This is a genomic window from Algoriphagus iocasae (assembly GCF_014206875.1).
GTDB lineage: Bacteria > Bacteroidota > Bacteroidia > Cytophagales > Cyclobacteriaceae > Algoriphagus > Algoriphagus iocasae.
Map to the genome: position 1 here is coordinate 1,317,774 of NZ_JACIJO010000001.1, position 25,288 is coordinate 1,343,061.

At 38.4% G+C, this 25,288-nt stretch carries 23 protein-coding genes and 3 pseudogenes; 10 read left to right on the plus strand and 16 right to left on the minus strand.

Going from position 1 to position 25,288, the window contains the following annotated elements; all coding sequences use genetic code 11:
• Nucleotides 1–6 precede the first annotated feature (6 nt).
• A complete protein-coding gene (locus tag FHS59_RS05780) occupies nucleotides 7–378 on the minus strand; it encodes a response regulator (RefSeq protein WP_184493857.1) in 372 nt (123 codons plus the stop codon).
• Entirely contained in the window at nucleotides 375–1,751 is a 1,377-nt protein-coding gene (locus FHS59_RS05785; RefSeq protein ID WP_221444443.1) for an ATP-binding protein, read from the minus strand. Before FHS59_RS05785 ends, FHS59_RS05780 begins: the two co-directional genes overlap by 4 nt.
• 426 nt (nucleotides 1,752–2,177) lie before the next feature.
• Here FHS59_RS05785 and FHS59_RS05790 point away from each other — a divergent pair, with 426 nt between their 5' ends.
• The 6 genes and pseudogenes from FHS59_RS05790 to FHS59_RS05810 all read left to right on the plus strand — a co-directional run bounded on the left by FHS59_RS05790 (nucleotide 2,178) and on the right by FHS59_RS05810 (nucleotide 6,076).
• Nucleotides 2,178–2,552 carry a BlaI/MecI/CopY family transcriptional regulator gene (locus FHS59_RS05790; protein WP_184493859.1) on the plus strand — a complete coding sequence of 125 codons (375 nt, stop codon included), beginning with the start codon at nucleotides 2,178–2,180 and terminating at the stop codon, nucleotides 2,550–2,552.
• Between the two features lie 287 nt (nucleotides 2,553–2,839).
• Nucleotides 2,840–3,295 (plus strand): annotated as a pseudogene (locus FHS59_RS23525) (M56 family metallopeptidase); the annotation flags it as partial.
• Between the two features lie 216 nt (nucleotides 3,296–3,511).
• Nucleotides 3,512–3,823, plus strand: a pseudogene (locus tag FHS59_RS23530) (energy transducer TonB); the annotation flags it as partial.
• 117 nt (nucleotides 3,824–3,940) lie between these two features.
• Entirely contained in the window at nucleotides 3,941–4,348 is a 408-nt protein-coding gene (locus FHS59_RS05800) for an energy transducer TonB (RefSeq protein WP_184493864.1), read from the plus strand.
• A 132-nt stretch (nucleotides 4,349–4,480) separates the two neighbouring features.
• Nucleotides 4,481–4,846, plus strand: coding sequence for a BlaI/MecI/CopY family transcriptional regulator (locus tag FHS59_RS05805; protein WP_184493866.1), 366 nt, complete (start codon nucleotides 4,481–4,483; stop codon nucleotides 4,844–4,846).
• Between the two features lie 3 nt (nucleotides 4,847–4,849).
• Entirely contained in the window at nucleotides 4,850–6,076 is a 1,227-nt protein-coding gene (locus tag FHS59_RS05810; protein WP_184493868.1) for a M56 family metallopeptidase, read from the plus strand.
• Nucleotides 6,077–6,183: 107 nt separating this feature from the next.
• Here the strand turns inward: FHS59_RS05810 and FHS59_RS05815 are convergent, their stop codons facing one another.
• The gene (locus FHS59_RS05815; RefSeq protein ID WP_184493870.1) at nucleotides 6,184–8,724 is read right to left on the minus strand and encodes a M14 metallopeptidase family protein; all 2,541 of its coding nucleotides are present in this window, start codon (nucleotides 8,722–8,724) and stop codon (nucleotides 6,184–6,186) included.
• A gap of 130 nt (nucleotides 8,725–8,854) precedes the next feature.
• Here FHS59_RS05815 and FHS59_RS05820 point away from each other — a divergent pair, with 130 nt between their 5' ends.
• The 3 genes from FHS59_RS05820 to FHS59_RS05830 all read left to right on the plus strand — a co-directional run bounded on the left by FHS59_RS05820 (nucleotide 8,855) and on the right by FHS59_RS05830 (nucleotide 12,364).
• The gene (locus FHS59_RS05820; protein ID WP_184493872.1) at nucleotides 8,855–9,622 is read left to right on the plus strand and encodes a 3-keto-disaccharide hydrolase; all 768 of its coding nucleotides are present in this window, start codon (nucleotides 8,855–8,857) and stop codon (nucleotides 9,620–9,622) included.
• Between the two features lie 77 nt (nucleotides 9,623–9,699).
• The gene (locus FHS59_RS05825) at nucleotides 9,700–11,040 is read left to right on the plus strand and encodes a Gfo/Idh/MocA family protein (protein WP_184493874.1); all 1,341 of its coding nucleotides are present in this window, start codon (nucleotides 9,700–9,702) and stop codon (nucleotides 11,038–11,040) included.
• A gap of 70 nt (nucleotides 11,041–11,110) precedes the next feature.
• Nucleotides 11,111–12,364 carry a M14 family metallopeptidase gene (locus FHS59_RS05830; protein WP_184493876.1) on the plus strand — a complete coding sequence of 418 codons (1,254 nt, stop codon included), beginning with the start codon at nucleotides 11,111–11,113 and terminating at the stop codon, nucleotides 12,362–12,364.
• Nucleotides 12,365–12,426: 62 nt separating this feature from the next.
• Here FHS59_RS05830 and FHS59_RS05835 read toward each other — a convergent pair whose 3' ends face one another.
• From FHS59_RS05835 to FHS59_RS05850, 4 genes are read right to left on the minus strand one after another with little or no spacing between them, the layout of a single operon-like run.
• Nucleotides 12,427–12,816, minus strand: a complete 390-nt coding sequence (locus tag FHS59_RS05835) for a hypothetical protein (RefSeq protein ID WP_184493878.1) — start codon at nucleotides 12,814–12,816, stop codon at nucleotides 12,427–12,429.
• The gene (locus tag FHS59_RS05840) at nucleotides 12,813–13,058 is read right to left on the minus strand and encodes a hypothetical protein (protein WP_184493880.1); all 246 of its coding nucleotides are present in this window, start codon (nucleotides 13,056–13,058) and stop codon (nucleotides 12,813–12,815) included. Before FHS59_RS05840 ends, FHS59_RS05835 begins: the two co-directional genes overlap by 4 nt.
• Nucleotides 13,033–13,209: a hypothetical protein gene (locus FHS59_RS05845; protein WP_184493882.1), complete on the minus strand. Its 177-nt coding sequence runs from the start codon at nucleotides 13,207–13,209 to the stop codon at nucleotides 13,033–13,035. The genes FHS59_RS05840 and FHS59_RS05845 overlap by 26 nt, the downstream gene beginning before the upstream one ends.
• Nucleotides 13,210–13,221: 12 nt before the next feature.
• Entirely contained in the window at nucleotides 13,222–13,722 is a 501-nt protein-coding gene (locus FHS59_RS05850) for a DUF937 domain-containing protein (RefSeq protein ID WP_184493884.1), read from the minus strand.
• Nucleotides 13,723–14,091: 369 nt separating this feature from the next.
• Between FHS59_RS05850 and FHS59_RS05855 the strand changes: the two genes are divergently transcribed.
• Complete coding sequence (locus tag FHS59_RS05855; RefSeq protein WP_184493886.1) at nucleotides 14,092–17,325, plus strand: S41 family peptidase; 3,234 nt, start codon at nucleotides 14,092–14,094, stop codon at nucleotides 17,323–17,325.
• A gap of 76 nt (nucleotides 17,326–17,401) precedes the next feature.
• Here the strand turns inward: FHS59_RS05855 and FHS59_RS05860 are convergent, their stop codons facing one another.
• From FHS59_RS05860 to bcp, 9 genes and pseudogenes are all read right to left on the minus strand, one after another.
• Nucleotides 17,402–18,979: a glycoside hydrolase family 99-like domain-containing protein gene (locus FHS59_RS05860; protein ID WP_184493888.1), complete on the minus strand. Its 1,578-nt coding sequence runs from the start codon at nucleotides 18,977–18,979 to the stop codon at nucleotides 17,402–17,404.
• 85 nt (nucleotides 18,980–19,064) lie between these two features.
• Nucleotides 19,065–19,280, minus strand: a pseudogene (locus FHS59_RS05865) (GNAT family N-acetyltransferase); the annotation flags it as partial.
• 58 nt (nucleotides 19,281–19,338) lie between these two features.
• A complete protein-coding gene (locus tag FHS59_RS05870) occupies nucleotides 19,339–19,602 on the minus strand; it encodes a hypothetical protein (protein ID WP_184493892.1) in 264 nt (87 codons plus the stop codon).
• Between the two features lie 182 nt (nucleotides 19,603–19,784).
• A complete protein-coding gene (locus FHS59_RS05875; protein WP_184493893.1) occupies nucleotides 19,785–20,735 on the minus strand; it encodes a hypothetical protein in 951 nt (316 codons plus the stop codon).
• 2 nt (nucleotides 20,736–20,737) lie between these two features.
• Nucleotides 20,738–22,144, minus strand: coding sequence for a vWA domain-containing protein (locus FHS59_RS05880; protein WP_184493895.1), 1,407 nt, complete (start codon nucleotides 22,142–22,144; stop codon nucleotides 20,738–20,740).
• Between the two features lie 186 nt (nucleotides 22,145–22,330).
• The gene (locus FHS59_RS05885) at nucleotides 22,331–22,867 is read right to left on the minus strand and encodes a GNAT family N-acetyltransferase (protein WP_184493897.1); all 537 of its coding nucleotides are present in this window, start codon (nucleotides 22,865–22,867) and stop codon (nucleotides 22,331–22,333) included.
• A gap of 99 nt (nucleotides 22,868–22,966) precedes the next feature.
• Nucleotides 22,967–23,935, minus strand: a complete 969-nt coding sequence (locus FHS59_RS05890) for a transketolase family protein (RefSeq protein ID WP_184493899.1) — start codon at nucleotides 23,933–23,935, stop codon at nucleotides 22,967–22,969.
• A 35-nt stretch (nucleotides 23,936–23,970) separates the two neighbouring features.
• Nucleotides 23,971–24,822: a transketolase gene (locus FHS59_RS05895; protein WP_184493901.1), complete on the minus strand. Its 852-nt coding sequence runs from the start codon at nucleotides 24,820–24,822 to the stop codon at nucleotides 23,971–23,973.
• A 9-nt stretch (nucleotides 24,823–24,831) separates the two neighbouring features.
• Nucleotides 24,832–25,281, minus strand: a complete 450-nt coding sequence (gene bcp, locus FHS59_RS05900) for a thioredoxin-dependent thiol peroxidase (RefSeq protein WP_184493903.1) — start codon at nucleotides 25,279–25,281, stop codon at nucleotides 24,832–24,834.
• Nucleotides 25,282–25,288 lie beyond the last annotated feature (7 nt).

Genomic DNA, 25,288 nt, shown 5'->3' on the forward strand with positions numbered 1-25,288 from the left:
CAATGGTCAGTTTAACTGCAGTTTTTCTTTCAATAGTTTAAAATCCACCGGTTTGGTCAAAAACTCATCTGCTCCGAGACTTTTGGCAGTATTATAATTTTGCTCATCCCCGTAGGCAGAGATCATCATTACTATTGGCTTTGGCACCAATTCCTTTTGCTTGATTTCTTTCAATAATTCCAATCCACTCATTCCCGGCATGTTAATGTCCGAAAGGATTAAAATTGCTTCATGGTCTAACTTTTCGATGTATTCCAAAGCTTCTTTTCCCGAGAAAGCAAAAGCAAAATCAACAGTCTTGGATCGAATCTCTTTTCTGAATCGCTGTTCAAAAAGTGTCTTGACGTCTTGCTCGTCATCTACAACTAGAATTTTCATAATTTAATTTTTGGTAAAATAAGTTTGAATTGAGCTCCCTCACCAGGTTCTGAATCTACCAGGATTTCTCCTCCATGAAATCTCATGATATCATAGCTCAAAGATAATCCTAGACCGGTACCTTGTCCTGTCGGCTTAGTGGTGAAAAATGGCTGGAATATTTTCTGTTTTACTTCTTCAGGAATCCCGTTACCATTATCTCTTATAATTATTTCGATGTGATTCTCTAAGTTTTTGGTGCTTACAGCAACCATTGGCTTAAAATCAATCGTGGTTAGGCTTTGTTTCTTTTCTGATACTGAATGAAATGAATTGTTGAACATATTTAAAATGACTCTTCCAAAATCCTGAGGAACTACTTCTATTAACGGCAGAGTTTCATCAAAATCCATTTCAAAATCTGAATTAAATGATTTGTCTTTGGCTCGAAGACCATGATAGGAGAGTCTCAAATATTCGTCAATCAACTTGTTGATATCAGTGGGCTCTTTTTGCCCGGAATTAGCTCTAGAATGTTGCAGCATCCCTTTGACAATCGAATCCGCCCTTTTTCCATGGTGATTTATTTTTCCCAGATTTTCTTTTAAATCCTGACAGATAGCAATGACCTCATCAAAATCTTTATTCTCAATTTCTCCCAGCATTTCATCAAGAAGTTCATTGCTAACCTCAGAAAAATTATTCACAAAATTCAATGGATTTTGAATCTCATGGGCTATTCCTGCTGTTAATTCACCCAAAGAAGCCATTTTTTCGGACTGAATTAATTGAGCTTGGGTGTCTTTTAGTTCTTTTAAAGTATCCTCGACTAGCTCTTTGGCTTTTTGAAGCTGAAGATTTTTTTGAATCAAATCACTAGTTTGCTCAGCAACTTTACGTTCTAATTCCTCATTTTTCTTTTTCCACTCCGTGAGATGCCAAGCATCATTTTCAACATTTACTGGTGTGCTTCCATGCCAATGAATCAATTTCCAACTGGGACTATTCCACTCAAATAATGCACTTAACCTAAATTCCACCTTGTTTACTCCTTCCTGATTTTCGATGAAAAGATTTAAAATGGAAACGAAGAGGTGTAAATTCCCAGAAGGATTTTCCCATTCATGTATTGAAAACTCTTCATAAGAGACCGAAACTCCCAACTCTTTACTTTGTTGATATTGCAAAAAGATCAACTCTATAAATTGATTGAGACCTATAATCTTTTCGTCTTTTGTTGTGCCAAAGCCTGTGACATTTTCAGAAATGTATTCAGGGATTTTTTCAGCAGGATATTCGGAAATAAATATTTTGATCATCTCCCTATAAGCCACTTTCAGCAATTGGCTTTTTTCCGGATTCTTTGGTTTCAAAATATTTTCCTTGGTTTTCATTCAAAAAGAATTGAAGCACATATAAATGCAAATTCAAAAATTATAATCGGTAAGGAATTCAATAAAAGGTAGGGCCCTAATTGTTTGGCTAATGGGTTAACCTTTTTTTAATAATTCTTCAAATTAGAGTTCTTTCTTGGAGGCATTTTTATGGGCCTCTATTTGGATAGATAAACTAAAACTAGGTGTTGAATTTTAACTTCTAACTCATATTTAATTTAAGGTATTTTTTTGATAATAATACATTTTACAAGTGGGAACAACAAAATTTATGGTTTAAAAAAACAGGTTAAGGAATTAGATTCCTTTTTGGATTTGGGCGGTTTTTGATACCTATAGGAGCATGACGGAATATTAACAACAAATTAATCGTAGATATATGAAAATTTCGTAGGTATTTTAAAAATTTCATTTTACTTTAGAATTATGAATGAATTGAATCACAACGAAGAACTGATCATGCGCATCTTTTGGAAGCTTGAAAATGCTTTGGTGAGAGATGTATTGGATGAATTGCCAGAGCCAAAACCACCCTATACGACTTTGGCGTCCTCTATTAGGCTTTTGGAGAAAAAAGGATATTTAAGTCACAAGACTTATGGCACAACGCACCTTTTCTTTCCCTTGATTACTCAGGCAGAATACAGTAAAAAGAGTATCAACCGAATTGTTAAGAATTTCTTTGAAGGATCTGTTGGGAACTTCCTTTCATTTATGGTGAAGGAAAAAAATATCTCTGACGATGAGCTTCAAGATTTGCAGAAGTTGATAGATGATTACGAAAACCCAGAAAAGGAATGAACGCATTATTAACATATCTAATAGAAGCGAGTATCTGCATGGCAGTTTCACTTGTTTTTTACCGGTTGGTACTGAGTGAGTTGACATTCTTTGCGATGAACCGTGCTATTTTATTGACAATGTTGGGTTTCTCATTGGTCATTCCTGTTTTATCTGTTGATTTTTATCCGATTCAAACCATGTTGGTGAGGGAAGTAACCTTGCCGGAATTTTTTGTAGGGGATCAAACTCAATCAAATTCATCCATTTTCCAATTGGATTGGTTGAAAATTATTGGGTCTATTTATATGATTGGAGTATTGTACACTGCTTCCAGATTGATTTTGGGCTTTTTTCAATCACTTAACTTACTTCGTGAAGCAAAATTATTTTTCTACGAGGGTCAATTCATTGCAGTACACCCTCGATTCACACCTGCATCTTTCTTCCAATATATTTTGCTTCCAAAATTTCATCAGGAAGATGAGGACCAGCAGCGGATTATTTTACATGAGTCTGTTCATGTCAGTGAAAAACATAGCTGGGATTTACTCTTTGTCCAGATGGCAAAAATTGTTTTTTGGTTCAACCCTTTAATATATCTATTTGAAAATTCTATCCGAGAGATACATGAGTTTCAGGCGGATCAGGGAGTGACTCGAACCTATTCTCAAACAGAGTATTCCAGACTTTTATTGAGGCTGTTGACAGCAGGAAGAGGCTGGCAGTTCATGAATAACTTTAACCAATTTCAAACCAAAAAACGAATTATCATGATGAACAAAACAAAATCAGATAGAAATCTGAGAAGTAGATTTCTCTGGGCAGTTCCTGTGATGGGATTGTTATTTTTAATGTTCTCTTGTGACCTGGCTCAGATGGATGAGGAAATCGAAGGACCAGTTCAAAATGGGGAACAGGCAAAAGCCATGGGGCCTGCAGATCTTGCGGCTAGGATCAAAGATGTGGGATCTGATGGCAATGAGATTTTTGATGTAGTAGAAACCCAACCAAAACCTCCAGGCGGTATGGTAGGTTGGAATTCATATTTAGCATCTAATCTGAATTATCCAGCTCAAGCTAGACAAATGGGTATTGAAGGAACAGTGATCGTAGTGTTTGTTGTGAACACAGATGGTTCAGTGTCGGATGTTGATATTCTAAGAGGAATCGGTGGAGGGTGTGATGAAGAGGCTATTCGAGTAGTAGAAAATTCTCCAAATTGGGAGGCTGGATCACAAAGAAAAAGGTTGGTAAATACCAGAATGAGGTTGCCGATCCGATTCAAATTAGGAAACGCAGAAATTGATACTCAGAAATCAAGTGAAGTCACTTTAGATTTTCCAGAGAAAATTGAAGTTCCTATTTCCAATTGATTAAATAACTAAAATAATATCCAAAATATACAGATGAAAACTTACGCTAAACCAATTATCCTAACTTCACTTTCTATCCTGATGTCATTCTTCGTGTACGTAGGAGATGTGAATGCCCAAACTTCGGAGGAGGTTCTTAAAGAGGTGGATGTCATGCCAGCACCTCAAGGGGGCATGCAAGGATTGATGAAGTTTATGAGTGAAAATCTAAAATATCCTGAGCAGGCCAAAGAAAAAGGAATTGAAGGAACGGTGATTGTTTCTTTCGTAGTGCAAAAGGACGGATCTATTACTAATCCTGAGGTTTTGAGAGGAATAGGTGCCGGTTGTGATGCAGAGGCAGTTAGAGTTGTGAAAGCATTTCCTAACTGGACACCGGGTGAGAAGGACGGTAAAAAAGTGAATACTCAAATGCAATTACCTATAAAGTATAAGCTTTAGTTGATGGTTTCATAAATTTCAAAAAGCCTCTGAAATTGTTTCGGAGGCTTTTTTTTGTTAAAATTTACGAATAAGTCGTGATATTACGAATAATTCGTAGGTTTTCTGGAAAAGCTTTTTTACATTTAAATCATGGAAGAGTTAACAACCAACGAAGAGCAGATTATGAGGATCTTTTGGAAATTGGAAAGAGCAATTGTAAGAGATGTTCTGGACCAATTACCAGAGCCAAAACCTCCTTATACTACATTGGCTTCTTCAGTTAAAGTCTTAGAAAAAAAAGGATACCTGGGGCATAAATCTTATGGGAAGACCAATGAATATTTTATTCTCATCCCTGAAAGTGATTACAGGAAAAAGAGTTTTAACTCATTGGTAAAGAATTTCTTTGGAGATTCGGTGGAAAATGTTCTTTCATTTCTGGTGAAAGAGAAAAAGGTTTCTGAAAAGGAATTAGAAGAGTTACAGAGGATGATTGACGGTTTCGAAAAAAAATAGAAGATGGAATTTTGGTTCACATATTTATTGGAGGGAAGTCTTGGAATATTGTTAGTGGTTTTATTTTATAAAATCATTATTGAAGACTTGACGTTTTTCTCTCTGGCACGAATTACTCTTTTGGCATTGTTAGGAGCTGCAGTGCTTTTGCCACTTTTTTCATTCGATTTTCAATGGTTTTCCGAAAGTCCAATTCGCCCAATCAATACTTCATTGCTTTGGGTAGAAGGTCAAGTAAATCCAGAAAATGTGACGGATAGTTACTCAAGTTTTAATTGGGGATTACTTCTTATTTCTATCTATTTGGTAGGAGTGGTTTATTCACTTTCAAGACTTATTCTAGGGATTTTAAAAACCTTGACTTGGATTTCAGAATCAGAGAAATTGAATTTCGGATCTTATATCATTGTGGTCAATCAAAAATTTATTCCGGCTTCCTTTTTTTCATTTATTCTATTGCCTGAATCACCTCAAAGAAGTAAAGAATATGATCAGATTTTACTGCATGAGTCAGTCCATATTCAAAAAGGTCACACTTGGGATGTTCTGTTTTTACAGGTAATAAAATCTCTTTTCTGGTTTAATCCAGCCATTTACCTCTTGGAAAAGCAACTGCGGGAAATCCATGAGTTTCAGGCTGACCAGGAAGTGACAAACAGCTATTCTCCAATTGCCTATTCACGGCTTTTACTAAAGCAATTAAGTAAAGATTGTGGTTTGCAATTCATGAATAATTTCAATCAATTTCAAACAAAAAAACGAATCATGATGATGAACAAAACAAAATCAACTGCTATTCAAAAGAATAGATTTCTACTGGGAATACCTTTAGTGGTATTAATGATCGGCCTGTTTTCCTGCAATATGGCAGTAAGTCAGTCTGAATTAACTGGAACTTGGACCGGAACTGATTTTCAGTTTGAGCAAACAGAGGGGCCAGATTTGTCAGCAATGATAGAAGGTGGTAGAGCTTTGCATGAAGGAGGAAAATTAATGTTAAATGAAGATGGAACCATGGAAATCTCTACTGAGAAAGGGGAGGTTAATGGTTCTGGTGTTTGGAAGAAAGTTGATGATAAAACATTATTGATTCATGATAAGTCTGGCGAAGTCACTTATTATGAGATTATTTCTGCAACTGATAAGGAATTAATTACGAAGCACGATGTGGAAATGGATACTCCCATGGGTAAAGTTGCAGGTACGATTACTTTGACCTATAAGAGATAAAAAATTTATCATTATCTACGAATATGTCGTAGATTTTCATAGGGTTTTTATTCAAAAAGCCAGTCTAGATTCTAGACTGGCTTTTTTTTGATGCATGTTAAGGAAGATTAATCCATTTTGTCACCGAAGAAAATGGCATTCAAGAACAGCTTATTGGTTCCATACCAAGTGCCTCGGAAGTTCGGAGAATCATAGAAGTTGATTACTCGACCACGACCAACAGGAGAAACAATCAGGCTGGCACTTTGCTTTAGCAATTCCAAATTAGTGTCTGATATGTAGCCTCCCAAAAGTGGATCATCAGTGTAGCGAATAGGAGTGAGGTATTTGTTTTTGCTTGGCTGTACGAAAATCGAATTGTTTCTATACACAGGAAGTGTTTCTCTTCTATAGCCATAGGCAATTGGATGAGTCAGATCTAACCTAGCCATGTAAATACTTCCACCAACTTCCTTGGCTCCCTCAAAATTGCTTCTCACTGCAAATGGTAGCTCTTTTGGATCTGTATTTTCTCCTCTCTCAACCATAGATTCTTTAGTGATACCTTTTTGGTTTAACCATAGACTAGCAGATTTCATGGAAATCACTGTTCCACCCCTGTTGATCCAATCTTTTAGATGTTCGACCACACTTTCTGAGAATGAATTGTAATTTCCATTCGGCAAAATCAAGGTGTTATAATCATATAAATTCACTCGATTCATTTGATCCGAATTCACTTTAGTTATTGGCATTCCCACTTTGGAGTCCAATAAATACCAGATTTCACCCGCTTCATAGCTACTTACTCCATCTCCCACGACCATGATGACTTTTGGGGCAGTTACAGTACCGACAAGGTTAGATCCTAGATCTATTCCCTCTAGGTTCATACCAGTGCTGGTAGCATAAACTTGTTGATGATTAACTGCTGCCAAAGTCTTTAAAGCATCTTTGACATTGCTTTCACTCATTTTCTGAAATCCCATAGGAATCATCAAAGTGCCTGCGGCAAATTCCACCGGCCCGTCCTGAGTTTGGGAGGTAAACGGGCGATTGACAATTTCTACATGAACACCTGCTTCCTTCAAATCAAAAAGCATTTTTGGAGCAAAATAATCTGCCCAATCAATCAAATAGGCATAAGCTTTATCTTCTGGAAAAGTAAATGCTTTAGGTGAATTATCTTCTATCTGGTTACCTAGTTTCAACGATGGACCAGCCGCGAACGGCATTCCATAAGTGTGGGCCATTGTCCAGGTGGATGCATCATAAAAGACGGAATCTGCAAATTCTGTCACCTCTTCAAACATGGTTCGAACCATTCTATATTGAGGTTGGGAAGTGGGAACAATCCAAGATTTTCCTTTTTTGAAATTGTAACCACCTAAAGTTAAATCTGAAGTGTTTTCATAAACTTTGATTTGATGATCCATCAGAAACTGAACAAACAGATGATTTCTGTTATCGTCAAACTCATCTCCAAAAACGTAATTTCTGGCTGGATCTTTAGAACCTTCAGAAATTGCTGTTTCAAAGAATTCACGTAAATAATCGTGCATAAACTCTCTGTTGTCAAGAGCTGCTTCCATTGTGGCCAAAGAACTTCTTACGTGATTTCTAATCGTAAACTCAAATTTGACTTCGCCTCTTTGGCTGTCTTGCACATGGCCTCGGCTACTCGCTTGCTCGAATACCAATCCTAGTCCTCCATGTATATCTGGATAGGTGCTTCCGTATCCTGGATAACTGTTGTCAAAAACTTCTTTGGACCAATAAAGGCTACCGATTTCATCCAGGTATTTTGAAAAGTACTTCGCAAAGCGAACATTGATGTCATCGTAATTTTTTCTTGGCACTACAGGGTTTTCACTTCCATAAGGCTTGGTTGGCTCAAAGAAGTAAGTGCTATTGGTGCCCATTTCATGAAAATCGGTGGTCACATTTGGATACCAAGTATGATACCATGCGATTTTAGCCTGAGATTCAGGATGTGCTAGTGGAAGCCAGTCTCGATTTAAATCAAACCAATAATGGTTGGTTCTACCTCCCGGCCAAACTTCATTATGCTCGCGATCCAAAGGATCAGCTACAGGAGGAAAGCCTTTATTGGTATTCGCCCAATGACTATGTCTGTCCCTTCCATCTGGATTGACAGTGGGATCAAAATGGACGATTGCATTTTCTCTTAATTCTTTTGCCAAATCTGACTGAGAAGCTAGTAACCAATAGGCTGTAAGCATGGCTGCTTCTGCAGAAGAAGGCTCATTTCCATGAACTCCATAGCCTTGGTGAATGATGGCTGGCATGCCGCTTACCTCAGGTTTTGGCTGACTTGGATCTGCAAGTTGCAATTGCTTCAATCTGATTTCTTTCAGATTTGCCATGTTATTGGCAGAAGCTATGGTCAGAATTATTTTTGGACGAAGCTCATGGGTATAGCCGATTGTTTTTAATTCAGCCATATCGGATAATTCATCCAGTTTCTCGAAGTATTTCACAATGAGATCGTATCTGGTATGCCATTCTCCGATTTTATACCCTAAAAACTCTGAGGGAGAAGGTACTGCAGGATCAAATTTTTCGCCGGGAAAGAAATAATTTTCTTGCGCCTGACTGTTATAGCATAAGAAAATCCCGAGAAGGAGTGAGAGTAGTGGTTTTTTCATAGACCCAATTTATTTCAAAATCGAATAGGATAGTGGCTAAATCAGGAAAAATCCACTAATGGTTTTTTGTTTCATGGCTTTTTGAAGTAATTTATCGGCTTTAGTTCTTATTCCTAAAATAATCTAACCTATGAAAAAGACATCGCTGACCCTGGCGCTTACCTTATCTGCTTTTAGTATCAGCTTTTTAGCTTGTGCACAAGAAAAAACTCCGCCTCCAATGAAACCTGAGGCAACTGAATTTTATACGCCTGTTCCTCCGAAAGTAACTCCCGGAGCAAACAATACGGCTCCTCCATCTGACGCCATCGTGCTTTTTGATGGAACTAGTTTGAATGGATTTGTCAGTGCAAAAGACGGAACTAGTCCTGCCGAATGGACCATCGAAAATGGTGAGTTGGTTGTAACCCGAGGAAAAGGTGATATCCAATCAAAACTTCCTTTTGGAGATGCGCAATACCATGTGGAATGGTCTGCTCCAACAGAAATCGTAGGTGAAGGTCAAGGTCGTGGAAACTCTGGTTTTTTCTTGATGGGATTGTATGAAGTTCAGGTTTTGGATAGCTACGAAAGTAAAACCTACACTAATGGTCAGGCGGGAAGTATCTATAAGCAGTTTGCTCCTTTGGCTATGGCTTTAAGACCTCCGGGAGAGTGGAATTACTATGACATCATTTTCAAAGCTCCTCGCTTCAACAAAGATGGAATTGTTACTTCACCAGCAACGGTAACTGTTTTAATGAACGGTGTTTTGGTTCAAAACCATGTGATCCTAAAAGGTCCAACTGAATACATTGGTATTCCTAATTATAAAGCGCATCCAGAAGAATTGCCAATCAAATTGCAAGACCATGGAAACCCGGTAAGATTTAGAAATATCTGGGTTCGCAAGCTGTAAGTACTCATTTTATAATGGAGCAGGATTTAACTATTCTGCTCTTTTTTTGTCAATACTCTCAATAACCCATAAAAACCATGTCATCAAGAAGACGATTTATCCAAAATACCATGCTGGTTGGGGCAGGGCTCAGCATGCCTAATATCTTAACTGCCGCGGATTTTGGTCGATACACCAGAAAAGTAAAACCTTCGGATCAACTAAACTATGGACTCATAGGAGCCAATGGGATGGGTTGGTCCAATATGAGCGCACATTTGAAATTACCTGAGGTAAATTGCGTCGCGATTGCCGATGTAGATCAAAGTGTGCTGGATAGAAGAAGTGAAGATGTTTTCAAGCTAAGAGGTACAAGACCGAAGCTTTATAAAGATTATAGAAAGTTACTCGAAGATCCAGATATCGATATTGTGATCATCGGAACTCCAGATCATTGGCATTGCCTGATCATGTGTGATGCTGTTTCTGCAGGAAAGAATGTCTATGTAGAGAAACCAATTGCAAATACCATCGAGGAATGCCAACTAATGGTGAAAGCTCAAGAACGCTATGGAAAAGTAGTTCAAGTTGGGCAATGGCAGCGATCTGGTTCTCAATATGCTCAAGCCATTGATTATGTGAAATCAGGAAAATTGGGTCAAATCAGATTGGTGAAATGCTGGGCATACCAAGGTTGGATGAAGCCAGTCCCGGTTTTACCAAATGGTCCAGCACCAGAAGGGGTGGATTATAAAATGTGGTTAGGACCAGCGCCAGAAAGGCCTTTCAATCCAAATCGTTTCCATTTCAATTTCCGTTGGTTTTGGGATTATGCTGGTGGATTGATGACTGATTGGGGAGTTCATGAGATCGATATTGCACTTTATGCAATGGGAGTAAGTGCTCCAAAATCCGTAATGGCTTCCGGTGGGAAATTTGCATACCCGGATGATGCTTCTGAGACCCCTGATACGCTTCAGACAGTGTATGAATACGATGGCTTCAATATGCTTTGGGAACATGCTACAGGTATCGATGGAGGAAACTATGGGACAACGGAAGGAATTGCATTTATCGGAAACAATGCAACTTTGGTAGTGAATAGAGGGGGATGGAAAGTGATTCCTGAAACCGAAAACAAAGATGGTCAGCGTGTTCCAAAAGTAGCTGAAGTTCCTCATACTCCTGGGGTTGGAAGCGCCTTGGATCATCATGCTAAAAACTTTATTGAAGCGGTAAAAGCGAATGATCCTAGCTTGCTGAATTGTGCGATTCAAACTGGAAGTGTCGCAGCAATCAATGCCCAAATGGGGAATATTGCCTATAAAACCGGTAAGAAAGTTTATTGGGATGCTGGCAAAAATCAATTCACCGATTCAGAGGCAAATCAATTGATCAAAGCCCATTACCATAATGGATGGGAATTGCCGAAAGTATAAATTGATTTAAGATTTATTAAATACGAACCCCTCGAAGAAATTTGAGGGGTTTTTATTTTAACTTCCCAGCATGAAATTCCTCCAATCAACAACCTTTTACCTACTTTTTATTCTCCTCATTTCCTGCAAATCAACTTCCCAGTGGGAAGGACAAGGCCCTATTCAAATCATTCCTACAGAAAGTAAAGAAATCAGCCTTCAGGAAAAGAGAACATTTGATTTGGAAAAAGGGCTTTATTTTTCAAATCAGTTTGATGGAGCAAGACTCAATGATGCCCAAAGGATCAATGATACGTTGATTTCTATAACCATATTGCCAGAGAACGAACCCATCAACCCCAGTCCATGGTATGCTTTTAAAATTTGGTCTGAAAGCCCTCAGGATTTCTGGATTAAATTCACTTATTCTGATAAAGGATTTCATCGATATTATCCAAAAATAAGTAAGGATGGAAACTCCTATTCCAATGTAGATTCGACTGATTTTTACTTACCTATTGTTGAAGAAGGAAGACCCAAAGAAGCATTTTTAAAAGTTCAGAGCTCTCTGGATACTACTTGGATTGCTGCTCAGGATTTAGTCGGAACTCAGCATGTGTCGGATTGGAAAGAAGGTTTGTTGGGATTTGATTTTGTGGAAAAAATCAAGATTGGGGAAAGCACTCAAGGAAGACCATTGGAGGTTTTGAAAATTGGGAATGCTGATGACCAACAGATGCTAATGGTGATCTCCATGCAGCATCCACCGGAAGTTCCTGGTTATCTGGCGATGAAGGCTTTTATCGAGAAAATTTGTGAAAATACAGCTGTTGCCAAGAAGTTTCGAAGTAAATACAATCTTTATCTCATGCCACAGATGAACCCAGACGGGGTAGCTAATGGCCATTGGAGACATAATGCTGGAGGAATTGATACGAATAGAGACTGGGTTAATTTCAATCAACCTGAAACAAAAGCGCTTTCTGAATTTATGGAAAAAAAGGTGGTAGAAACAGGAGGGAAGTTTGTTTTCGCAGCTGACTTTCACGCCACTTGGGAGGATATCTTTTATATCAATAATGAGGAATTAGAAGGATATTACCCAGGTTTGATCCGTAGGGTTATCGAAAAGTCATCTAAGAGAATTCCGGGATATGTCCCGAATATCAGACCTAATGAAGGCAAAGAAAGAAGCGTCACTTCTAATTCCTATTTCTTCTTTGTACAGCATGCAGAATCCATGACTTTCGAAGTTGGAGACAATACTCCAAGAGATGTTATTCAGATGAAAGGAGAGTACTTAGCGGAAGAGCTAATGCGGATTTTGAATAGGAAAAAGTGGTAAAGAAAAATCTGTAAAAAAAGAGAGTCGCAATACTTTGCGACTCTCTTTTTGCATTATCTATGTCAAAATGCCAATGCTGCGAGTCCAAGTTTCGACTTGAGCGGATTGATGGATTTGAGAATTTGACCTGAATATTTTTTAAACAGATCACTTCCCATTAGATCAGTAAGAAACTTGGTTCTTTTGTTTTTCAGCCCCAGGAAGCTTGCTTTTTTATCATCATCAGATGCTGAACTATCACTGATTTTCATCAATTCGTCCACAAAGCTTTTGTTGTTTGTTTCTAATTTACTTTTCTGATCTGAGTTAAGATCCAGGCCTTTCGTGTTATTTAAAATCCCAAGAACTTGAGAGGATAAATCCATTTTTGGGACTTTTAAGCCTTGAGCTTGAGCTGAAAAGCCAATCAATGAAATGGCAAATGCGAAGGTTAAAATTTTTAGAAGTTTCATAAAATGAGTGTTGCTAGTTTGTATTTAGTTTTAAATGGTCTAATCTTCTTTTTAACAGCTTTCTTGTACTGTTTTGCTTTGTTTTCTCCAAGAATTTCAGAAAAGGCTCCAGACTGTTTTTTGCCTAGATTTAATATTGATTTTCGCTTTTCTTCATCGCTTTTGTTACTCCCTGCGACTTCCAGAATTTCGTCAAAAAACTTGCTGTTTGCTGATTTAAGTTCTTCTTTTTTTTGAATCATCGATATCTAAGTCACTTTCAGGAGAAAAAACACCACTCATATCTTTCTTGAAATCTGCTGATGGTAAAGAAATTTTTTGCGCTAAAGTTTCATGATTCATCAGAAGTCCAGAAACTAAAAGAAATGAAAATAGAGCTAATATCTTTTTCATAATAAAATAGGTTTATTTAAACAATCCTTTGCCCAAATCCATAAGCCCTCCTAAGTCCATTCCACCACCATTTTTTCCACCCATTAGTGAGCCTAATAAATCACCAGTATTAATCTTACCTGAATTTCCCTGAAGTGAAGAAATGACAGAAGACATAATGTCTTCATTATCCTGAGGAGCATCATTCACTCGTTTATTGAAAAAGTTTAAAATCATTGGAAGCGCGGCAGCTGCAATTCCCATGGCTTGCTCCTTTGAAATACCAAGCTTATCAATCAGGCTGTTTGAAACATCGCCTTGTAATTTATTAATCACTGGTGAATCTGGTGAAGTTTCACTTCCAGAAAACATTTCCTTAACAGCACTTAAGTCACCTGTTGAGATTTCTTTCTGAATACTTGAGAAAATTGACTCTTTTAGGGCTCCTGCTGAACTTTTTGGGCTTTGCTGGTTCATACCTGCAAGCATCTCTTCTAAAGGCCCTTCGGCTAAATTTAACAATTGATCTAACATCGTTTTAAAAGTTTATATCTATTAAAGTTCATTAAAATCTTTCTTTAATCCTATATAATATTGTATTCATTGATCAAGATTAATACTGGTAAAATCAAATTGTTCCCGATTTTTTCAAGATGTATTTCATATTAAGTTCTTTGTTTCCGTACGAAATTTGTGTCCGAATTTGATACGTTTTGTTAAAAGCGTAAATTCTTAAAATATTGAAAATCAATTTTTTAAATCGATTTTTTAGTAATGGCATGTAATTTTCGGTATTTTATTTCTTGAATAATTTTTCAACACAATAAATCTTTTGACTTACCAGGGTTTCTCAAACTCTACGTCAGATTAATTCAATCAATATTTACTAATCCCAACTTATCTATGAAAAAAACATTTGTTCTATTGGTGGCTTTTGTTTTTGCACTGAAGTCTGAAGCCCAGACTGATGCAAGACTAATGCAGTTGCCAGATGTTTCAGACACACAAATCACATTTACATTCGGAGATGATATTTGGGTGGTGGCAAAAAGTGGAGGAGTAGCAATGCGATTAACCTCCCCGGAAGGACCGGAAATGTATCCTAAATTTTCTCCAGACGGAAAGCAAATTGCCTTCTCTGCTAACTACAACGGAAATTATGATGTGTATGTCATGCCAAGCTCAGGAGGAGTGCCGCAAAGACTTACCTATCATGGAATGCCTGATATTGTTCAAGGATGGTCGCCAGATGGTAAATCTATTTTGTTCACTTCAGGAAGAGAAAGTGGGAAAGAGCGTTTTTCTCAGTTTTATACAGTACCAGTAACCGGTGGATTACCGTCCAAGCTACCTGTACCTTATGGAGAATTTGCATCCTATTCACCCGATGGGAAGTCCCTTGCCTATACAGATAGAAGTCGCGTTAACAGAAACTGGAAAAGATATAGAGGAGGAACAGCTCCAGATATTTTGGTTTTTGATTTGGCAGACTACAGGACTAAAAACCTGACTCAAAATGCAGCAAATGATGAGTTGCCAATGTGGATGGGTAATTCTGTGTATTACATGTCAGATAATGGACCAGAGAAAAGAAATAATCTTTGGAAGTATGATTTCAGTACGGAGGAAAATACCCAATTGACACATTTTGAGGATTATGATATTACTTTTCCATCAAACAGTGATTCGGAAATCGTTTTTGAAGCAGGAGGGAAATTATACCTTTTCAACGCCAGTTCAGGAGAGTCAAAAGAGGTTCCAATTCAAATAATTTCTGATCAAAAAGCAAAGATTCCTAAAATCATTTCTTTGGAAAACAGTGTGCAAAATGGAGGGCTTTCACCAGATGGGAAGAGAGTAATTGTTGAAGCCAGAGGGGAGATTTTTAACCTTCCAGCTGTGGAAGGTTTCGTTACAAATGAGACCAATACCTCAGGCGCAGCAGAAAGATATCCAGCTTGGTCACCTGATGGGAAAACCTTAGCCTATTGGTCGGATGCAACTGGAGAATACCAATTGATGCTAAAAACGATGGGCTCAAATGACGCTGCCAAAGTGATGACGAAGTTTACCAATGGATTCCATTACAATATTTTTTGGTCTCCGGACAGCAAAAAACTGGTGAGCATCAATCAGGCGATGGAAGTTCAGTTAATTGATGCGTCGACTGGATCGGTCAAATTGATTGATAAAGGGAAATACATGTTTGAAGGCAACTTGCAGTCTTTCGAAGTTTCTTGGTCGCCTGATAGCAAGTATATCGCTTATGGAATGTCCAAAGAAAATAGAGCCACTTCTGCTTTGTATTTATATGATATCGAAGCAGGAAAAGCCAGTAAGATTACTTCAGGATTTTACTCGGACCAGAACCCAGTCTTTAGCGAAGACGGGAAATATTTGTTCTTTACAACCAATAGAACATTTAACCCGGTTTATTCAGACGTAGATAATACGTTCATTTATCCAAATTCTACCGGAGTTGCAGTTGGAACTTTGAACAAATCAATTCCTTCTTTGATTGCCTTAAAAAATGATGAGTTTAAGCCGAAAGAGGAAGGGAAAGATGATGATAAAAAAGAAGAAGAGAAATCTGATGAATCCATAAACTTTGAAATAGACGGTTTTGAAAATCGAATTGAAATGTTGGATATCGAACCTGGGAATTTTGGAAATCTTGCAGCTTTGGAAGGAAAACTTTTGTATGTGAAAGGACCAAATTCAGGTGCAGGTAGTGAAGGTGCTCCAAGCTTAAAATTGTATGACTTTAAAGAGAAAGAATCTAAAACGGTATTGGATGGAGTTGGAGGATTTGGGCTTTCTGCTGATAAGAAAAAAGTGATTGTATATGCCATGGGAAAATTGGCGGTGATTGATCCAGCGCCAGGTCAAAAAATTGAGAAAACAGTTCCTGTTCAAGATATGCGAATGACTGTGGTGCCAGCCGATGAATGGAAGCAGATTTTTAATGATGTTTGGAGGTTTGAGCGTGATTACTTTTATGATCCAAACATGCATGGTGTTGACTGGAATTTGATGAAGTCTCGTTATGGATCATTGGTAGACCAGGCAAATTCCAGAAGGGATGTAAATATTATTATCGGAGATCTCATAGCTGAATTAAATGCCTCGCATACCTATAACAATGGAGGGGATTTAGAATCGGGACCAAATCTCTCCGTTGGATATTTAGGAGCTAATTTTGTACTTGAAAATGGAGCTTATAAAATCCTTGAAATTATCAATGGAGCTCCTTGGGATGTAGAAGTAAGATCCCCACTTTCAAAGCCGGGAGTTGATGTTTCAGAAGGTGATTTTATTTTGGAAATCAACGGACAAAAAATTGATCCTTCCAAATCCATATATGCATCTCTTCAAGGACTTGCAGGAAAGACGGTTCAGCTGACGGTTAATAGCAGCAACTCTTTAAACGGAGCAAGGAAAGTACTGGTAGAACCATTGAGATCTGAAGCCAGACTTAGAAACCTTGCTTGGATCAACAACTTCCGGAAGAGGGTAGAAGAAGCGACTGATGGAAAAATTGGCTATGTCTTCGTTCCAAGTACCGGACAAGATGGACAAAATGAATTGTTCCGACAGTTCTATGGTCAGATGGAAAAAGAAGGTTTCATCATTGACGAACGATTCAACAATGGAGGTCAGATTCCCGATAGATTTGTAGAGCTTCTTGATCGAGGACCTTTGGCATTCTGGGCTGTCCGAGACGGGGAAGATTGGGCTTGGCCACCATCTGGTAATTTCGGACCTAAAGTTATGTTGATTAATGGATTTTCAGGTTCAGGTGGAGATGCATTCCCTGATTACTTCCGCAAAAGGGAAGTGGGACCTTTGATCGGAACTCGAACTTGGGGAGGATTGATTGGGATTTCAGGAGCGCCATCTTTGATTGATGGAGGTTCGGTGACCGTTCCAACTTTCAGAATGTATGATCCTGACGGAACTTGGTTTAAGGAAGGTCATGGGGTAGACCCTGACATCGAAGTGGTGGAAGACTTCGAAAGCCTTGCCAAAGGAACCGATGCTCAATTAGAAGCAGCTATCAAAGAAGTGATGAGGTTATTGAATAGCAATGAGAAGTTTAAAAAACCTGCTAGACCTTCTTATGAAAACAGGAATTAGGAAGTAGATGGAATTTAAAAAAGCCTCTTTGATTTATTTCAAAGAGGCTTTTTTCTGGGGTTGAATAGCAATTGGATTATTTCTTACCAAAAACATCTCGGATAGACTCTAAATAATCAAAGCCATGTCCTTCCGTAGGTTCGATGTAATTCCCTTCTAAATATTCATTCCAACAGCAAATCATGACGGTGTTGCCATTCGTTGCACTGTATTTTCTCGAAACTTGTTGGGCCTCCTTCAATTTGGCTGTAAAAGTGGATTTGGTACTATGCACTTTATCTTTTTGCGGTTCACTAGGAAAACCAGATGGCTGAGGCCATGTACCTCCAGCTGGACGCATATCCCATCCCATGGCCACCGGAACTTGATATTCGAAATTCGGATCATTTTTGAATTTCTCTGACCACATGTTCCAATGTCCTCGATATGTTTCGCGCATATCTGCATAGGACTTATTATCCTTTTCCATAAAGTTGTGATAGACATATGCAGTCATCCCCTCAAATCCCATGTCTTTCAACCTTGGAACATATTCCTGAAGCAACTGTTTGTTTTGATAGCTTCCGCCTTCCCAAGGTTTTGAAGGATTCTTTGCAACCCATTTAGTCGGTAAACCATAGATTCTTTCTCTTTCCAGCATAGGACCCGCGGTTACGGCAATAAATTTAATTCCGGGTAGTCCTGCTTTTTTAGCAGTTGCTTGGGAAAGGTCAAGTAAATCTTTCAATTTCAAACCATAAAAAGCAGCACGTGATTCGGCATCCTGAGGAAAATAGAAATAGACAATGGGTCTTCCATCTTTTCCTTTTAAATAATCCCCTCTGGAGAAATATTCATCAATCCATAATTGGGTGATTTTCTCATGAACTTTTAGGTAAAGTTCCTTGTCAGGTTTTTCACCTTCGTAATTGGCTTTTCTTGCCAGTTCTTCGGGTGATCCTATTTTTAGCCAATGCATCCATCGTTCATTGCTGTCATCACACCAGTTGATAGCCCATTTCATCTGCTTTTCCTTTGGAAGTTTGGCATTGACTTCCAGCATGACTTTGAGCTGATCTCCCCATTCTACCAAACCAGGAATAGCCACTCGGCCATCCCTATTGGTGTCTATTTTCCATCCTTTTGGATAGTAAATTTTTGACTGGGGACCAAAATAGAGATGGTAATAATAATGTCTTCCATAAAACCAATCATAAGCAAAAAAGTCTATCCCATAACTCTTCATATACTCCAATTGCTTTCTAATTACTTCGGGATCATCTCTCTTATAAAATCCTTTGAGCTCAGCAATCGGTTTTCGATCTAAGTAAGGGCCTTCGTAGGGATATTTATCATTGTAAATTCTTCCTTTAGGTCCCCAGATGCCAGGGTTTTGTAGGCTTGAACAATCTCCTCTTCCCGTAAGGCAAGACCAAAAACTATCTCTGTCTTTTGAAGGATCAGGGGAGGTATTCCAAGAAGGCATGTAGTAGACACCTACTAGTTCTTGAGGTTCTTCTGAAGTCTTTTGAGGAACAGCAGGTGTGAAATTAGCTAAACTTGCTATTTGCTGGAATTCAGTCTTTGAAGTAGCTAATTGATTTTTACTAAAATTGATGACCAAAAATGAGACCAGTATAATTGCTAAAAGTGAATATAGAGCAGAACGGAACATTGCGGCTTTTTTCTAAAAATAGTTTATTCCCAATACATTTAAAAATGGCTGATAAGACTTGATACCCAGAGCGAACAAATAAGCCTCATATCACTGTTTTCCTTAATATTTGAATTCCCTGGTATTTAGGTAATAGTTTTTTGTAATCTAAATGATAAGTAAAAAGCCATTCAAAGCCCATTTTCCTGTAAAACCACTGAGCTTGCATTTGTGAATCCATTACTTCCAGCCAGATATATTTTAACCCTCTTTCTCTTGCGATGGACTCAATTTTCTTCATGAACTGAGCAGCAATTCCTTTGACCTGATAGTCTTACTGATATAAATTCTATCAAGCTTTAATGAATCCGGAAAATCTATTAATTCCGGAGATTCTGGATACAATATTTCAGGATGCCGATTTTCCATCCATCATAAAGTAAGAAATAGTAGTGGATTCTTGGATCATCCAAGTCTTTTTGGAAGGCTTCAGGATTATACATTTGTTGAAGATACCATTCAACAGAGTCAGACCAAATATGTTTATAAGATGGTATATAGATTTCCCGCATCAACTCAATTATCTCCAGTAGATCCGTAGATGTAAGTTTTTGGATGCTGATATCTTCAGTTAGTTTTATCATCAAAATAGGCGACAGTAAGGTGATTCGACAAGAATAAACTGAAAATAAGGAAGGTCTTTTTTATTTAATTCCAATTCAAAGTAATGTATTTTGCCAATCTTGCCAAAATAATAAGAGTGAGATTAATGAATATTTCAAAAAATTAAATTGGAAGAAGTGTGCTGACTTTAAAGGGAATATTCTTAAGAAAGTAACGAATATTTAATTAATATTTTTGATTCATCCCGCCATCTGATCCACCCTTTGTCAATTGGGCTCCATTGGTCATCCAGGATTTCGACTTCCACCCAGGAATCTTGGACAGAAATAGCCCGCATGTTTCTGACAGGTTTTTGGACAATGGATGCATTTTCCAATGGCTTGATCCTTACAGGCTGGACTTTTCCTTCAGGGAATTCCAGCATGAATGTGCTCAGGATGAATTCCGGCCAATACAGGATATCGCCGCTCCATTTGGATACAAAATAGGTGGTCTTCGTGGTGCTGTTGCCCTCTAAGAGGATATAGTCCTTTCCGATTTGCATGATTTTGAAATAGATGATGCCATAGTCAAGCTTCAGATGCTCAGGCTGTAGCCACGGAGGGGCTGTTTGGATGGTGAAATCGCCATGCTCGGAAAGTGAAAAAGTAATGCTATCGAGTTTTGGATTGTCTTCAATGGGTATGTCAGGATTTTGTACGGAATAAAAATACAAGACATTATTCTCAACATAATTTGGGGTAAAAAGACCCAGGCCTATTTCTGTAGAGGAAGATTTCCCTGTGAAATTTGCCATCAGACTTGCAGGAAGAGATGGACTGGTCTGTATTTTTGGCTGTGGATCAGACTTCTCATTTGTTTTTTTGTCCGAAGAGCGAAGTCTAAGGAAGACAACTATGATAACTGCTAAGGCCAGGATAATCCAATTCGCTTTTTTGATTAGGTCTATGCTTGCTCTCGAAACGATAATGATTCCCAAGATTATTCCCCCTAAAGCGGTCATCAAGCCATAGCCAAGGACAATCGCCCCACCTGCTAAGCCTTGGCCTTTGGCCACTCCTGATAATCCTGCTGCGGCTGCACCGATGATGAAAGCCAATAGAAAAATCAGTAGGTAAAATGCTATGCTGGAAGGTTTTATGTATTTGTTCATTGCTAGAAATTGATCGTTTTCTCAAATGTCTCACCAGCTAGGATCTTCATTAGGAACACTTCTTTTTTTCCGGCAAGTTCTTTGGATACTGCCGTCACAGTGACTTCGTACTCTCCTGGGGTAAGGATGAATTCCCGGGGATTGCTGCTGGATGATGTATAAGTTCTCATTCCAGCAATATTTGCCTTCGTGGCGGCATCTTTAATAGTGACAGTAGCGTCCACAAGATCAGATCCAAGCAATGCCCCAATTTTCGCAATACCGGTTTTGTAGTCAAAGGCCAGTTCCAATTTTTCGCCTGCTTTGACTTCTACGTTTTCTCTTCGGTGTCCTTTTTCACCCGAAATGACCAAAGCCAAAATCTGGACATCGTAAATGCCCGGACTGAGATCAAATTCTTTTGTCCTATCGTAAGTTCTGCCCCCAGCTACCCCTTTTTTTGTTCCTGCCTCAAAGATATTGACTGTAGCATCCCATGGTTCGCCATTGTTGGTGACATCCCAGAGCATTTTGCCCCCATCAAAGCTCACTGCCCTATAGGTGATTTCATCTGGGGCTGCGGAAACATCCGAGAGTAGGATAGGCTTTAGATCGGTGTTTTCCAAGGCTGTCACCAGTAGATCAGATTTGCCCTCTGGAAGTGCTATCAATACACTGTCCCGATAAGTCCTCTTCAAAGAGACTTTCTTATTGGTTCCTGGTTCAAGTACCTGTACTAGTGCATCGATCAACTGACCGTTCAGCGTCACCTTAATGCCGTAATTTCCAGGAGGGCTATCAACTGTTTCTTTGGTTGCCTCTTCTAAAGAGCCCATTAAACCACCAGAATCTTTTGCTTCAAAATATTGTCCATCTCCAGCGGCAGCTGCACATTTTAATTGTTCCGATTCTTCCTCTTTCAATCCAAAACCTATTATGTGAAGTTTGAAATCAATTCCATTAGATTTAGCAGTTCTTATCACCTCACAAATATTACCATCACAAGACTCTATTCCATCTGTAACTAGAATAATGGTAGCTTTTTGACCAGACTTCTTTAAGTCTTCTATTGCTAAACTTGCTGAATAAGAGAGAGGTGTCATGCCTAATGGCTTAATTTCACCTATTGTTTTTGTGACCTTTTCCTTGTCACTATTTTTTAGATCTACTAAGAATTCGACATCTTCACAATCGCCTTTATTTCGATGTCCATAGGCAATTAATCCGATTTCCTGTTCAGTAGGAAGTGAATTAATGGAATTAGAAAGAATTTCCCGAGCAATTTCGACTCTTGTTTTATCCTCCATTTTTGCCCACATTGACCCACTGGCATCATAAATGAAAAGAATCGGAGATGGATCATTTTTTACTTGTGAGAAAACAGAAAAAGAGAAAATTACGAAGTAAATAAAACAGATAACTTTTTTCATAGTCGGATTTTAAAATTGAAAAATTATCATTTTAAGTGAAATAGAAATGGAATGAATTAAGATTAAAAAATTCTATTCACTTGGTAAGCAATAATAATATAACTGAAAAAAAATGAAATTTAAATTTTTGTTCAATCAAAGTTCTGATAATCAGATGATTGTTTTGTAAATTTTACCTTAGAGTATTTATACCCTCTTTTTCATAATCTGAATGCCTCTCACTTCTGGATAAAGCTTTTCAAATTCCAATTGATAAGTGTAAACCCATTCGTAGCCCATTTTTTCATAGAATCGTTTGGCTTGCGGTTTTTCCAGCATGGCTTCCAGCCAAATGAAATCCAACTTGTTTTCAATAGCTACCTGTTCAATATAAAGCATCAGATCTTTGGCAACTCCTTTTCCATGAACTGACTCATCCAAGTAAAGCCGATGAAGTTTCATCGCATTGGGGATTTCTATTTCTCTGGGAGAAAAAGGGAAATCGTATTTTAGAATCCCCACATTTTTATTTTCAAAAACCACAAAATAATAGTGCGACCGTGACCGAGAAAGTTCTTTCCTAAGATTTCCTTCGTTGTAGCAAAACTCCAAATACCAATCTCCCTGATCAGTCCAAAAATGGGAATAAGCAGATTTATAAATGCCTTCCATTAATTCGACGAGCTTTAGATGATCCTGAATATGAATAGGAACTAGGGCCAGGTTTGGATGAATACTGATCATGGAATTGGATTAATTTCCGAAGATAAAAAACAATAAAAAACCACTGCTTATTTAAACAGTGGTTTTAAAACTTTCTCTTTTGAAGAGATTGTAATGAGTTTATTTTCTTGCCAAAGATCTCTTTGCAGCGGCTACGATATTGGCAGCATTCAAGCCATATTTCTCAAGCAATTGAGTAGGAGTACCAGACTCGCCAAAGCTGTCATCTACACCCACATATTCTAAAGGAGCTGGATTATTTCTGACCAAGGTCTGTGCAATACTATCTCCAAGACCACCATTGTATTGATGCTCTTCAGCAGAAACAGCACATCCAGTTTTAGCTACTGAATCCAAAATTGCTTCAGTATCCAATGGTTTAATAGTGTGGATATTGATTACTTCTGCAGAGATTCCCTCTTCACGAAGCATAGCTTCAGCGATGACAGCTTCCCAAACCAAATGACCTGTTGCAAAGATGGTTACATCTTTTCCATCAATCATTTTCCAAGCTTTTCCGATTTCGAATTTCTGATCAGCAGGAGTGAAGATAGGCCAAACTGGACGTCCAAATCGAAGATATACTGGTCCTTCGTGCTCAGCAATCGCCATGGTCGCAGCTTTTGTCTGATTGTAATCGCAAGGGTTGATGACAGTCATGTGTGGAAGCATTTTCATCATTCCCAAATCTTCTAAAATCTGGTGCGTTGCTCCGTCTTCTCCCAAAGTTAAACCTGCGTGAGAAGCACAGATTTTTACGTTCTTGTCAGAGTAGGCAATTGATTGTCTAATCTGATCATAAACTCTACCTGTGGAGAAGTTTGCGAAAGTACCAGTGAAAGGGATCTTGCCGCTGATGCTCAGACCAGCAGCGATTCCCATCATGTTTGCTTCTGCAATACCTGTTTGGAAGAATCTCTCAGGAAACTCTTTTTGAAATGCACCCATTTTCAGGGAGCCAATTAAATCTGCGCAAAGACCAACCACATTTGGGTTTTTGCGGCCAGCTTCAAGCAAGCCATCACCAAAACCTGAACGGGTATCTTTTTTATCTGTATAGTTGAATTTTAAATCCAATGTCTTTTCCATGTTTTCTTTGAATTGAGGGTCAATAATAGCGTTGGTTAATAATCTCCCAATGTTTCTGGAAGTTGTGCCAAAGCATCTGCCAATTGTTGGTCATTTGGTGCGATACCATGCCACTTATGGGTTCCTACCATAAAGTCAACGCCATATCCCATTTCAGTATGAAGCAAGTTCAAAACAGGTTTTCCTTGGCCTGTAAGGTTTTTAGCTTTTTCCAATCCTATCAATACAGATTCCATGTTGTTTCCCTGAATGGTATCTACTACTTCCCATCCAAAGGCCTCATATTTTGCTCTCAAGTCGATCAAGTCCATAATTTCTTTGGTAGGACCGTCGATCTGCTGTCTGTTTAAATCTATTGTAGCGATCAAATTGTCAACTTTCCAGTGAGCGGCATACATGGCTGCTTCCCAGATTTGCCCTTCTTCTTGCTCTCCATCACCCATCAATACATACACCAATCGATCATCTCCGTCGATTTTCTTGGCTTGAGCTGCACCGATAGCAACAGAAAGTCCCTGTCCTAGAGAACCAGAAGCAATTCTGATCCCTGGAAGATGCTCTTCAGTAGCTGGGTGACCTTGAAGTCTTGAATTCAATTTTCTGAATGTACTCATTTCGGATATCGGGAAATATCCGGATCTAGCTAGTACAGAATACCATACAGGTGAAATGTGACCATTGGATAAGAAGAATAAATCTTCATTCTTTCCTTCCATTTTGAAATCACTATCATGTTTCAATTGGTCAAAATAAAGGGCTGTAAAAAACTCAGTACAGCCTAATGATGCTCCAGGGTGTCCAGATTGTACTTGATGGACCATTCTTAAGATGTCTCTTCTCACCTGAGAAGCTACTTCCTGAAGCTGTTCGGTTGATTTCTTTTCCATTACGGAGGTTTATTTTAAGATTTGAGCTGTGTGTTCTTTTGTCTTCACTTTATCGATGATCTCAGCAATTTTGCCTTCTTCGTCGATGATAAAAGTGGTTCTGGCGGTTCCCATGTATTTTCTGCCATACATTGATTTTTCTACCCAAGTGCCATAGGCTTCATGCACTTTTTTGTCAGGGTCAGCAATCAAAGAAAATGGGAGGGATTGCTTTTCAATAAATTTCTGATGAGATTTTTCAGCATCTGAACTGATTCCCAAAACTACATATCCAGCTTTTTGCAAAGCTTCGTAGTTGTCTCTGAGGTTACAGGCCTGTGCGGTACAGCCTGGCGTGTTGTCTTTTGGATAAAAATAAAGGACCACTTTCTTTCCTCTATAATCAGAGAGTTTGATGGTTTCTCCAGTTTCTATTTTTGCTTCAAAATCCGGTGCTTGTTGACCTACTTCTAAATTCATGTTTTTC

What these genes read in the sequence shown, in the direction of transcription:
- FHS59_RS05790 (WP_184493859.1), top strand. Translation starts at nt 2,178, where the DNA reads ATGAATGAATTGAATCACAACGAAGAACTGATCATGCGCATCTTTTGG.
- FHS59_RS05895 (WP_184493901.1), bottom strand. Translation starts at nt 24,822, where the DNA reads ATGGAAAAGAAATCAACCGAACAGCTTCAGGAAGTAGCTTCTCAGGTG.
- FHS59_RS05835 (WP_184493878.1), bottom strand. Translation starts at nt 12,816, where the DNA reads ATGAAACTTCTAAAAATTTTAACCTTCGCATTTGCCATTTCATTGATT.
- FHS59_RS05780 (WP_184493857.1), bottom strand. Translation starts at nt 378, where the DNA reads ATGAAAATTCTAGTTGTAGATGACGAGCAAGACGTCAAGACACTTTTT.
- FHS59_RS05885 (WP_184493897.1), bottom strand. Translation starts at nt 22,867, where the DNA reads ATGATCAGTATTCATCCAAACCTGGCCCTAGTTCCTATTCATATTCAG.
- FHS59_RS05850 (WP_184493884.1), bottom strand. Translation starts at nt 13,722, where the DNA reads ATGTTAGATCAATTGTTAAATTTAGCCGAAGGGCCTTTAGAAGAGATG.
- FHS59_RS05890 (WP_184493899.1), bottom strand. Translation starts at nt 23,935, where the DNA reads ATGGAAAAGACATTGGATTTAAAATTCAACTATACAGATAAAAAAGAT.
- FHS59_RS05840 (WP_184493880.1), bottom strand. Translation starts at nt 13,058, where the DNA reads ATGATTCAAAAAAAAGAAGAACTTAAATCAGCAAACAGCAAGTTTTTT.
- FHS59_RS05870 (WP_184493892.1), bottom strand. Translation starts at nt 19,602, where the DNA reads ATGATAAAACTAACTGAAGATATCAGCATCCAAAAACTTACATCTACG.
- bcp (WP_184493903.1), bottom strand. Translation starts at nt 25,281, where the DNA reads ATGAATTTAGAAGTAGGTCAACAAGCACCGGATTTTGAAGCAAAAATA.
- FHS59_RS05855 (WP_184493886.1), top strand. Translation starts at nt 14,092, where the DNA reads ATGAAAAAAACATTTGTTCTATTGGTGGCTTTTGTTTTTGCACTGAAG.
- FHS59_RS05805 (WP_184493866.1), top strand. Translation starts at nt 4,481, where the DNA reads ATGGAAGAGTTAACAACCAACGAAGAGCAGATTATGAGGATCTTTTGG.
- FHS59_RS05875 (WP_184493893.1), bottom strand. Translation starts at nt 20,735, where the DNA reads ATGAACAAATACATAAAACCTTCCAGCATAGCATTTTACCTACTGATT.
- FHS59_RS05820 (WP_184493872.1), top strand. Translation starts at nt 8,855, where the DNA reads ATGAAAAAGACATCGCTGACCCTGGCGCTTACCTTATCTGCTTTTAGT.
- FHS59_RS05800 (WP_184493864.1), top strand. Translation starts at nt 3,941, where the DNA reads ATGAAAACTTACGCTAAACCAATTATCCTAACTTCACTTTCTATCCTG.
- FHS59_RS05845 (WP_184493882.1), bottom strand. Translation starts at nt 13,209, where the DNA reads ATGAAAAAGATATTAGCTCTATTTTCATTTCTTTTAGTTTCTGGACTT.
- FHS59_RS05785 (WP_221444443.1), bottom strand. Translation starts at nt 1,751, where the DNA reads ATGAAAACCAAGGAAAATATTTTGAAACCAAAGAATCCGGAAAAAAGC.
- FHS59_RS05880 (WP_184493895.1), bottom strand. Translation starts at nt 22,144, where the DNA reads ATGAAAAAAGTTATCTGTTTTATTTACTTCGTAATTTTCTCTTTTTCT.
- FHS59_RS05830 (WP_184493876.1), top strand. Translation starts at nt 11,111, where the DNA reads ATGAAATTCCTCCAATCAACAACCTTTTACCTACTTTTTATTCTCCTC.
- FHS59_RS05860 (WP_184493888.1), bottom strand. Translation starts at nt 18,979, where the DNA reads ATGTTCCGTTCTGCTCTATATTCACTTTTAGCAATTATACTGGTCTCA.
- FHS59_RS05815 (WP_184493870.1), bottom strand. Translation starts at nt 8,724, where the DNA reads ATGAAAAAACCACTACTCTCACTCCTTCTCGGGATTTTCTTATGCTAT.
- FHS59_RS05825 (WP_184493874.1), top strand. Translation starts at nt 9,700, where the DNA reads ATGTCATCAAGAAGACGATTTATCCAAAATACCATGCTGGTTGGGGCA.
- FHS59_RS05810 (WP_184493868.1), top strand. Translation starts at nt 4,850, where the DNA reads ATGGAATTTTGGTTCACATATTTATTGGAGGGAAGTCTTGGAATATTG.